10 protein-coding genes are annotated in these 9,713 nt (G+C 39.7%); 4 read left to right on the top strand and 6 right to left on the bottom strand.

Annotation, left to right across the window (positions count from 1 at the left end):
• Positions 1-281 precede the first annotated feature (281 nt).
• The 3 genes from KSO91_RS14300 to KSO91_RS14290 all read right to left on the bottom strand — a co-directional run bounded on the left by KSO91_RS14300 (position 282) and on the right by KSO91_RS14290 (position 4,008).
• Complete coding sequence (locus KSO91_RS14300; RefSeq protein ID WP_238743713.1) at positions 282-2,027, bottom strand: DEAD/DEAH box helicase; 1,746 nt, start codon at positions 2,025-2,027, stop codon at positions 282-284.
• A gap of 578 nt (positions 2,028-2,605) precedes the next feature.
• Entirely contained in the window at positions 2,606-3,187 is a 582-nt protein-coding gene (nfuA, locus tag KSO91_RS14295) for a Fe-S biogenesis protein NfuA (RefSeq protein WP_238743712.1), read from the bottom strand.
• A gap of 80 nt (positions 3,188-3,267) precedes the next feature.
• A complete protein-coding gene (locus KSO91_RS14290) occupies positions 3,268-4,008 on the bottom strand; it encodes a ComF family protein (RefSeq protein WP_238743711.1) in 741 nt (246 codons plus the stop codon).
• 607 nt (positions 4,009-4,615) lie between these two features.
• Here KSO91_RS14290 and KSO91_RS14285 point away from each other — a divergent pair.
• Positions 4,616-4,903 carry a flagellar basal-body rod protein FlgG gene (locus KSO91_RS14285; RefSeq protein ID WP_238743710.1) on the top strand — a complete coding sequence of 96 codons (288 nt, stop codon included), beginning with the start codon at positions 4,616-4,618 and terminating at the stop codon, positions 4,901-4,903.
• An 11-nt stretch (positions 4,904-4,914) separates the two neighbouring features.
• Positions 4,915-5,334 (top strand): hypothetical protein, encoded by a 420-nt coding sequence (locus tag KSO91_RS14280; RefSeq protein WP_238743709.1) that lies wholly within the window; start codon positions 4,915-4,917, stop codon positions 5,332-5,334.
• Between the two features lie 71 nt (positions 5,335-5,405).
• Here the strand turns inward: KSO91_RS14280 and KSO91_RS14275 are convergent, their stop codons facing one another.
• The 3 genes from KSO91_RS14275 to KSO91_RS14265 all read right to left on the bottom strand — a co-directional run bounded on the left by KSO91_RS14275 (position 5,406) and on the right by KSO91_RS14265 (position 6,815).
• Entirely contained in the window at positions 5,406-5,630 is a 225-nt protein-coding gene (locus tag KSO91_RS14275) for a hypothetical protein (protein WP_238743708.1), read from the bottom strand.
• A 327-nt stretch (positions 5,631-5,957) separates the two neighbouring features.
• Positions 5,958-6,572, bottom strand: coding sequence for a peptidylprolyl isomerase (gene slyD, locus KSO91_RS14270; RefSeq protein WP_238743707.1), 615 nt, complete (start codon positions 6,570-6,572; stop codon positions 5,958-5,960).
• A gap of 27 nt (positions 6,573-6,599) precedes the next feature.
• Entirely contained in the window at positions 6,600-6,815 is a 216-nt protein-coding gene (locus KSO91_RS14265) for a YheV family putative zinc ribbon protein (RefSeq protein ID WP_238743706.1), read from the bottom strand.
• Positions 6,816-6,954: 139 nt separating this feature from the next.
• On the opposite strand from KSO91_RS14265, the gene KSO91_RS14260 reads away from it, so the two are divergent.
• The gene (locus tag KSO91_RS14260) at positions 6,955-8,874 is read left to right on the top strand and encodes an ABC transporter ATP-binding protein (protein WP_238743705.1); all 1,920 of its coding nucleotides are present in this window, start codon (positions 6,955-6,957) and stop codon (positions 8,872-8,874) included.
• A 68-nt stretch (positions 8,875-8,942) separates the two neighbouring features.
• The gene (gene ppnP, locus KSO91_RS14255) at positions 8,943-9,230 is read left to right on the top strand and encodes a pyrimidine/purine nucleoside phosphorylase (RefSeq protein WP_238743704.1); all 288 of its coding nucleotides are present in this window, start codon (positions 8,943-8,945) and stop codon (positions 9,228-9,230) included.
• The last annotated feature ends 483 nt before the right edge of the window (positions 9,231-9,713 follow it).

The following is a 9,713-nucleotide window of genomic DNA, read 5'->3' as shown; positions in this document are numbered from 1 at the left end:
TTTTGAGACTTTAAACCTTTTGATGCTTTAAGGGCGAATGCTTCTATCTCTTCTTTTTTCATAATTACCTATCCTTAAAATGATTAAATTAATGATAGGCAATTACACAGATTTCAGGACAGGGTCAAAGTCTTATTATCTGTGGTGAAACTGTCTTTTATCCCCATCTCACTTACAGTCCCAATCTAGTCAAAGTCAAAGCGAACATTTATCGATAATCATTTTCAAGGTATAAAAAAGGGTGCTAAAAAGCACCCTGATGTTACAAAAAGTAAAAAGAATTAGTTCTTTTTGATTTTTAACTGGCGCTTACACACATAAACATTTTCAAGATGCTTCATTGTTTCCGCTGGCATACCTTTCGGTAACTCAATTGTTGAATAATCATCATTCAGTTTGATATCTCCAATAAAGCGGCTGTTGATATCAGCTTCATTGGCAATAGCACCGACGATGTTTTTTACTTGCACACCATGCGAACGGCCAACATCAATACGGTAAACTTCTAACTCAACGTCAGTTGGGCGTCCACGACCGCGTGGTTTATCACCACCTTGTTCATTTCGGTCACGACTACGATCGCCACGATCATTACGGTCATTGCGGTCACGTCCACGTCCACGATCACTGCGATCGCTCCGTTCACGTCCACGATCATTGTCGCGATCATTCGAACGAGGCTCAACAAACTTTTCTTCAACAGGCTGTAACGGCTTTTCTTTTTGTGCCATATAAAGCAGCGCAGCAGCTAAATCAGAATCATCAATTTCTGAATTATTTTCGATCTGATCGAAGAGAGTACGATAGAAGCTCAGATCTTCACTTTCAACAACAGATAGAATCTGTTTTTCAAAGTTAGCGATACGCGTCTGTGTGACTTCATCATGTGAAGGAAGATCCATAATGGTGATCTGCTGACGTGTAGCATTTTCAATTGCTTTTAACAAACGGCGCTCACGTGGTGCTGCAAACAAAATTGCTTTCCCTTTACGGCCAGCACGGCCAGTACGACCGATACGGTGAACATAAGATTCAGTATCGGTAGGGATATCATAGTTTACAACGAGGCTAATACGTTCCACATCAAGCCCACGAGCTGCAACATCCGTTGCGACTAGGATATCCAAACTGCCCGATTTTATGCGCGCAATAGTGCGTTCACGTACTTGTTGATTCATATCACCATTTAGCGCAGCACTACGGTAACCACGAGCTTCTAAGCGTTCGGCTAATTCAACCGTCGCTGTTTTAGTCCGTGCAAAAATGATAACACCATCAAACTCTTCGGTTTCCAACATGCGTGTTAAGGCATCAAGCTTATTAACGCCACGCACAATCCAACATTTCTGCTCGATATTTTCAACTGTGGATGTTTTAGACTGAATTCTAACTTCAGTTGGTTTGTTCATGTAACGCTTAGTAATGCGTTTGATTTGATCTGGCATAGTTGCTGAGAAAAGTGCTGTTTGACGCTTTTCTGGCATCTCTTTCATAATGGTTTCAACATCATCAATGAAGCCCATACGTAACATCTCATCAGCTTCATCAAGCACTAATGTTGTCAGATGTGAGAGATCTAATGTTTTACGTTTTAGGTGGTCCATAATACGGCCAGGCGTCCCTACAACAACTTGTGGTCCACGGCGCAATTGTTTGAATTGAATATCATAGCTTTGGCCTCCGTAAATTGGCATCACATGGAAGCCACGTAAGTGACGAGCATAAGTTTGGAATGCTTCGGCAACTTGAATCGCTAATTCACGGGTTGGTGCAAGTACTAACACTTGCGGATAATTGAGTGATATATCAATATTAGCCAGCAAAGGTAAGGCAAACGCGGCTGTTTTACCGGTACCTGTCTGTGCTAGACCTAAAACATCTTCACCGTTTAAAAGCAGCGGGATACATTGTGCTTGAATCGGAGAAGGTGTTTCATAACCAAGTTCAGAAACGACACGAAGAAGTGCTTCTGGTAGGTTTAAATCTGTAAAGTTAATCGTTATTTCTGTATTTGTTGACTCTGACATAGTGGCCTCATGAGTTCAGTTAAAATCTGTATTTAAGAAGATACTTAATTACACCAAATTCAGCCTATACCTACGTCACATCAATTATTTCAGTTACTGAAACTATCTATTAATTCTCGCGCTATCAACCGCGTATGTAGGTAAAATCTGAATATTTCGCATCGTTTAAAGGATAATCCTTTTGCGAGGGTGGCGCATTCTACTTGATTTGCTCAGATAATGCCCGTGTTATTTTGACGCTGCGCCCAAAAACATAAAAAAAAGAGGTTTATCATCTGTTTTTGAAATATAAAACTTGCCAAAATTATTCTTGTGGGGGACGGGAAGGGGGTGATAATACGATTATTCTATTCTTATTACCCTTATAGGAATACCAATTTGCATCGCTAGTGCGCTATTAAATATTCTTTGTAAGCCATTTTTTGACTATTTAATTAAGTGTAAATTAATTGGCATGGAGAGTCATAATAAATCCTGAACGGGCGCTCAGAACCAAATATAAGTACAGGGTTAAAGTGTACTTTTTTAATAAGCGCTAAATATGAATCAAATTAGCGCTCTTTATATTCATGGAATAGTTACTTATAAAAAGAGTGATCACCGCGTTGATGTTCAGTGATATCTCGAACTGCATTTAATTCGCCTGAAAATTCTTCTAACAATTCTTTTTCGATTCCCTCTTTTAAGGTTAAATCCACTTGCGAACAACCGTTACAACCACCACCAAATTCTATAATGGCGACATTATCATCGGTAATCTCAATTAATTTAATAAAACCACCGTGACTCGCTAGCTGTGGATTTACTTGCACTTGAATAACGTATTCAACGCGTTCAATTAACGGAGCATCATCTTTAACTTTGCGCATTTTGGCATTGGGAGCTTTTAAAGTGAGCTGCGTTCCCGTTTCTTCTTCAACTAGGTCGATAAACGCTTCTTCTAAAAATCCGAGGCTAACATCATCAACCAATGCATCAAACCCATCATAGTTGAATCGCGTGTCACTACTTTCAACTGCTTCTGGCGGGCAGTAAGAAACGCCACATTCAGCTTTTGGCGTACCAGGGTTAATAACAAATACACGTATACTTGTACCTGCTTTTTGAGGTTCAAGTAATTTTTTAAAATGCGCTTGTGCAACAGGAGTAATTTCAATCATAGTTGGGCCTTTAATCTTGAGTAATTTACTCAACCATTATAGCTGGGATTATTGTGAAGAAGAAAGTAAAGAGTTGATATTTATTTACGAACATCTGTTCGGCAGATACAAAACACACTAATTGAAGCCACTTTTTGGGCTTGCAAGCATTGGCAAAGACTATTGATGGTTGCTCCCGTCGTCACTACATCATCAACTATTGCGATGTGCTTCCCTTGTAAGTGAGTATTTTTAGTGACGGCAAATGCAGCACGTAAATTTTTTCTGCGCTTAGCAATTGATAGTCCTTCCTGTGCTTGTGTTTCTTTTTTCCGTTCAATTGCCCCGGTTAAAAGTGTTATATTCAAATGTGTGGATACGACCTTTGCTATCAGTTGGGCTTGATTAAAACCGCGCTGGCGTAATTTTTTAGGATGCAACGGAACTGCAATCAAATAGTTAATACGGGCGATCTGCTGTTTGCTAAAATGGGATGCAATAGACAGCGCTAATAGTTGCCCAAGTAGCTCGCCAGCGATTAATTGATGGCTATATTTTAGTTGTTTAATTAATTTTGGATAAGGTGCTTGGTAACTTGACAATGCATGTAGTTGAGTAAAAAGGTGCTCGTGTGTTAAGCAATCACCACAAAATGGCTGCGTTGTGAGTAGAGATAACCCGCAATATTGGCAGCAAGTTCGGGGTTGCAACATCGCTTTTTGGCAATGGTTGCAGATCAGTTTATTATTGCTTTGCAAACCGCACAAGAGACATTGAGCAGGCAGTATTTGCTCAATTGTTTCTGTTAATTTTTGTTTGATAAAATAAAAAGCTGATTTCAACAACCTTTACCAGATAAATATGAGGGAAACCGTGAGTATAGAACAAGCTGATAGTAATGCTTTGTTGACCGGTTTTGACTTACTTAACCTCAGTTCTGGATAATGGAAGCGAAATCAGATTAAATATCAACAAGTTAAAAAACATATTATACAGTGCTGTTAGTTTTGCGTAGTTCAAGGCGAATCATCGCAGCAATAACTGGTTATTGGCAGATGATTTAACGCAGAAATACGCGTAAATAACGGTACTGTATCGTTTAGCTTATCCAGAATTGAGGTTACTTAATAATAGTGAGCTGCGTGGTATGTTGAGGTGGATCGCGACGCTGTCGTTGTCACTTTTGGCCTTTTTTACAGTTTACTACTTTCACAAGCGAGTAAAAAGGTGGCGGTGATTATTAGCAAATGTGCCGTTGAAAGTTTTAAAATTAGGTGCATACACCATTTTTTAGTGAAATAGGTAAGTTTAGTTGTCGTGCAATAAATTTTATTTTTGATTAAATATTAACCAAATGCTTTATTTCTGTTAAAATAACGCCATACTTTTTGTATAGTATTCTTACTTAACTACTTAACTACTTAACTACTTAATAGATTAAGGTGATTTATGGATGTTCGTTCAGCATACAATTCAGGCTTAACTGGTTTTCAAAATGCATCTGCTCAGCTGAGCACCGCAAGTTCTCGGATAGCCAATGCGGGTATAGCAGAAATAGGTATGACGGGGAATCAAGGGGCACCGGAGAGTCTATCTTCCCCTGCTGAGCGTACGCCTATCTCTTTAACCACTGAGTTGGTTAATTTAAAAGTGGCAGAGTTTCAAGCTAAAGCATCGGCCAACGTTATTTCCACTGCTGATGAGTTGGTCGGCACCTTAATTAATACTAGCGTGTAGGGATAACTCTGATGGTTAATATCAATACCCATCTCCCCTCTGCGGTTGCACTGCCTTTTCATCCGCCAACAGAAAGTTTACAGCACGACAATTTAATCAAGCCGATTATCCCTAAAACAGAAATTATTGCCTCTTACACAAAAATGCGTGAACAAGAGGAGAGCAGCCAACTTTCAGATCAAGCACGCAGCATTATCCAGAATGGCGATAAGCAAGCTGCGGAGCAACCCTCACATCAGAATTCTTCAGCAAATCAAAAGCGTGGGCTTTTTTTTGCTCGACGAGGGGCTTTTTCTGCCTCCGAAGCAGAAAAAGGGGATGCGAAGTTAGTTGCCATTAAAGATTTCAAAGAAGTTATTTCAGTTATTCAAGCGCGTTATAAAAATGCGGTTAATCCATTGCCTGATCCTGTGATCGACTACGCCATTTAGCTGTTCGCCAGTCCTTCAGAAATTTTTTAACTGCATAAGCCTTATAAAAAAATGCAAGGTAGCATCTGCCATCATCCGTTCTCTTCATCACGGCTAGGACCGTCGGCAAAGATGAGCTCATCACCCGGAATGAAATCATAACGATCCCACTTTATACTTGGCGTAGCCAGTTGTTTTTTGCTGTCTTGTTGCTGGTCTTCCTCATGCTCTTTGTCGCTATTAATGAACTCATCAGCGCTATCATTAATCACTTTTCTGATTTGTTCATAAATATTATCACTAACAGTCTCCTCCAACGTATCTTGAATAACATCCCATAACCCCCGCCTGTAGTAAATCGTTTCATTAATATCATTTTCCTTGCTGAAATCTAAAAAAATGAATTTTATGTGAGGATAGGGGGGGCAAAGTTTAATAATGAAGGTGAGTCTGTTCTAAGTGGTTGTGCAATGAGGTTAAAGGAGGGGGGGATAGTTACGCAATAGTAAAATTGATTTGCAAACATGGTTGATCATAACCATTATCTTAAAAATTGCAGTGGCAGTTTTCTATTTTATGATGGAACTGCAATAAGATCCCGCAACTAGATAAAACGTCACGAGATTTTATTCGACAGTTAGGAGTTAATGGCTACCGCCACAACAGCTTTTACCTTCTGCATGTTTGCTTGACTGACCACCACAACAGCTATCACCCTCTGCATGTTTGCTTTTATCTCCACCACAACACTCATGATCATCTTCGTCATGAGTTTGAGTGCCGCAAGATCCACCATGCGCGTGGATATGACCATGTGCAAGTTCTTCGGCTGTTGCAGCGCGGATACCGACAACTTCCCCAACAAATTGTAATGCCATGCCAGCAAGCGGATGATTGGCATCGATGCTGACACTATCGTTAGTTACTTCAGTGACTTCAACTGTTCGGGGGCCTTGATCTGTTTCTGCTTGAAATGACATACCCACTTCAACTTCATCAACACCTTCAAATAAAGAGCGAGGCACTTGCTGAACTAGTTCGTCTTGAAAAGGACCGTAAGCTTGTTCAGCTTCAAGTTTAACATCAAATTTATCACCCACTTTTTTACCTTCTAACTCGGCTTCAAGCCCTGGCACTAAATAATGTGAACCTTGGATAAACTCAAGCGGTGCACCATTTTCTGTGCTGTCTAGTGCATTACCATCAACTTCTGCGACACCAAAGTGGATTGAAACCACTAAATCTTTTTCAATTTTCATTGTATTACTCACTTTTTCTCATTTTGTTCAATCTTCTGAAGGATTAAAAACACCAATCATTTGTTCAAATTGACGCGTAGCTGCGGTTGCTTGTTTGGGGGTTTGAGTTTGTTTAAAACCACAGTGCACACAATTTAGCGTTTCAAGCCCATTTTCTAGTGTCAAAGCTATGCTGTCAAGTGCATTACATTTCGGACAGGTTGCCCCCGCGATAAAGCGTCTTTTTGTTTTTAATAAAACCATTTTAAGCATCTAGGTCGTGAATGATTTTTTCATGGTAAACAAATACTGTTTCATTAGTAGTGGCTATGGCTCAACTTTACAAAATCAGCTATCATTCTAGCTATTTTTTGCCTTATCTTTAGATTGAGACGTTTTAATTATGATTGTTGCTAGTAATATTGAATTTATACGTGGCGGTAAACCTTTGCTGGTCAATGCCAGTGCAACAATTAATCCGCGTCAAAAGGTTGGCTTAGTTGGGGCAAACGGTTGTGGTAAATCAAGTTTTTTCACTTTAATTAAGCAAGAAGCCCATGTTGATGGGGGGGATTTGAGCATTCCGCTACACTGGCGCATTGCTAGTGTGGCGCAGGAAACACCAGCATTAGATAAAAATGCGCTGCAATATGTTATTGATGGCGACATCGATTTTCGCCAGCTGCAGGGGAAACTGAGTGTCGCAGAAGCTGCTAATGAAGGCACAAAAATAGCGGAGTTGCATGCTTTACTTGATCATGCCGGTGGGTACACTATTGAATCCCGTGCCGCTGAATTACTGGCTGGCTTAGGTTTTTCTGAGCAATCACAAGGTCGTTCAGTCAGCGATTTCTCTGGTGGATGGCGTATGCGACTTAATTTAGCGCAAGCACTGCTTTGCCCGTCAGATCTGTTGCTGCTTGATGAGCCGACTAACCACCTCGATCTGGATGCTGTTATCTGGCTTGAAAAATGGTTGCGTCAATATACCGGAACATTAGTACTGATATCACATGATCGTGATTTTATTGATTCAGTCGTCGATAAAATTATTCATATCGAGCAGCAGCAATTTAACGAATACACAGGTAACTACACCAGTTTTGAACGGCAGCGTGCTGAAAAATTAGCGCAGCAGCAATCGTCATTCGAAAAGCAACAAAGACAAATCAGCCATATGCACAGTTATATCGACCGTTTTCGTTACAAAGCGAGCAAAGCGAAACAAGCACAAAGTCGAATCAAAGCATTAGAAAAAATGGAACAGTTATTACCCGCTCATATGGATAGTCAGTTTAGCTTCGCTTTTAGGCAGCCTGATGCGTTGCCTATGCCTCTATTAACACTTGAAAAAATAAGCGCGGGTTATGATGATCTGCTTATACTGAATGAAATTAAATTAAATCTTGTCCCCGGGAGTCGTATCGGTTTATTAGGGCGAAATGGTGCGGGAAAATCAACTTTAATAAAACTGCTATCAAATCAATTGCAACCTATATCGGGTAAATTGGAAATCAACCCGAATGCTAAAATCGGCTATTTTGCTCAGCATCAACTTGAATTTTTGCGTTTAGATGAAACGCCGCTTGATCACTTGTCACGTTTAGCGCCAGATGAAAAAGAGTTAGTCTTAAGAAATTTTTTGGGGAGCTTTGGTTTTCAGGGGGATAAGGCTCTAGACAAAGTAGCTCCTTTTTCTGGCGGAGAGAAAGCTCGCTTGGTGCTGGCTTTGTTAGTGTGGCAGAAACCGAACTTATTATTACTTGATGAGCCAACCAATCATTTAGACTTAGAAATGCGCCACGCATTAACGATGGCCTTGCAGGCATTCGAAGGGGCAATGGTTATCGTGTCACACGATCGCCATTTACTGCGTACAACGACAGATGACCTTTATTTGGTGCATGATCAGAAAGTTGAGCCCTTTGTTGGTGATTTAGATGACTATCATAAGTGGTTGTCAGATCAGCAGCGTATTGAGAAACAACCTCAGCAGCAAGAGGGTGACCAAAGTAATTCATTGAACGCTAATCGTAAGGATAAGAAACGTTTAGAGGCGGAATTTCGTAAAAAATTAACTCCTTATAAGAAGGCGCTAATCAATGCTGAAAAATTAATGGATTCATTTACACGTCAACTTGAGCAAATCGAAGAACAACTGGCCGATTCCGCAATATATGAACATGCAGAAAAGACCCGTTTAACGGGGTTATTAAAACAACAAGGTGAGGCTAAAGAGTCGCTGGAAGAAGCGGAAATGCATTGGATGGATGCGCAAGAGTGCATTGAGCAAATGCAGGCGGAATTTGACTCGGCAATTTAATAGCTTGAGTTTTAAATTAGGTTGTTCATAATCACTTGAAAATAAACGATACAAACAAAGGAAAACTGATGACTATTGAAACAAACGAATATTTTGATGGCAACGTAAAATCAATTGCCTTCCAAAGTGAAACGCTACCAGCAACTGTTGGTGTAATGGAAATTGGGGATTACACGTTTGGAACAAATGCAAAAGAGTATATGACAGTAGTTAGTGGTAGTTTAACGGTTAAATTACCCCAAGCTTCGGATTGGAAGACATTTACGGCAGGAGAAACATTTATCGTTGAAGCTAATATGAGTTTTGATGTGAAAGTGGCAGTGCAGACTGCGTATTTATGCCTCTATGAAAAATAGTTTAGTAAGTGGTTTTAATAAAATAAAGGAGCGAAAGCTCCTTTTTTTATGTCTGATAAGCTTGATATTTAAAACTGAACGATGACTTTAGTAAAAAATAGGCATGATTGAGATAAAAAATAACCACTATGATTACTAAATAATCACTTGCTTAGTTATTCTAAATTATTCATTAAAAACACTTGCCAATGTGATCGATATCTCTATAATGCGACCCCACAGACACGGGCTGCAACGCCAATGACTGAGAACGAAAGAGGTTACTTTTAATGACGTTTAACGTTGATTGAAAGATTGAAATTTCTTGTTTTAAAAAGATTATCTTTATAAAACATCAAATAATAAGCCTTGACTAAGTTCGCTGGTAGCGTAATATACGCACCTCGCCGAAAGGCACGCTCTTTAACAATTTAATCAAACAATCTGTGTGGACACTTATTGTTGATGTGATTTCAAAAAAATCAAAGTCCTTTCTTGTAAAGG

The organism is Psychromonas antarctica (assembly GCF_022267535.1).
Classification (GTDB): Bacteria; Pseudomonadota; Gammaproteobacteria; order Enterobacterales; family Psychromonadaceae; genus Psychromonas; species Psychromonas antarctica.
The sequence above is the reverse complement of the archived record's forward strand: the minus strand, read 5'-3'. Positions and strand labels throughout refer to the sequence as shown.

What these genes read in the sequence shown, in the direction of transcription:
- slyD (WP_238743707.1), bottom strand. Translation starts at nt 6,572, where the DNA reads ATGAAAATTGAAAAAGATTTAGTGGTTTCAATCCACTTTGGTGTCGCA.
- KSO91_RS14280 (WP_238743709.1), top strand. Translation starts at nt 4,915, where the DNA reads ATGGTTAATATCAATACCCATCTCCCCTCTGCGGTTGCACTGCCTTTT.
- KSO91_RS14300 (WP_238743713.1), bottom strand. Translation starts at nt 2,027, where the DNA reads ATGTCAGAGTCAACAAATACAGAAATAACGATTAACTTTACAGATTTA.
- KSO91_RS14285 (WP_238743710.1), top strand. Translation starts at nt 4,616, where the DNA reads ATGGATGTTCGTTCAGCATACAATTCAGGCTTAACTGGTTTTCAAAAT.
- ppnP (WP_238743704.1), top strand. Translation starts at nt 8,943, where the DNA reads ATGACTATTGAAACAAACGAATATTTTGATGGCAACGTAAAATCAATT.
- KSO91_RS14265 (WP_238743706.1), bottom strand. Translation starts at nt 6,815, where the DNA reads ATGGTTTTATTAAAAACAAAAAGACGCTTTATCGCGGGGGCAACCTGT.
- nfuA (WP_238743712.1), bottom strand. Translation starts at nt 3,187, where the DNA reads ATGATTGAAATTACTCCTGTTGCACAAGCGCATTTTAAAAAATTACTT.
- KSO91_RS14260 (WP_238743705.1), top strand. Translation starts at nt 6,955, where the DNA reads ATGATTGTTGCTAGTAATATTGAATTTATACGTGGCGGTAAACCTTTG.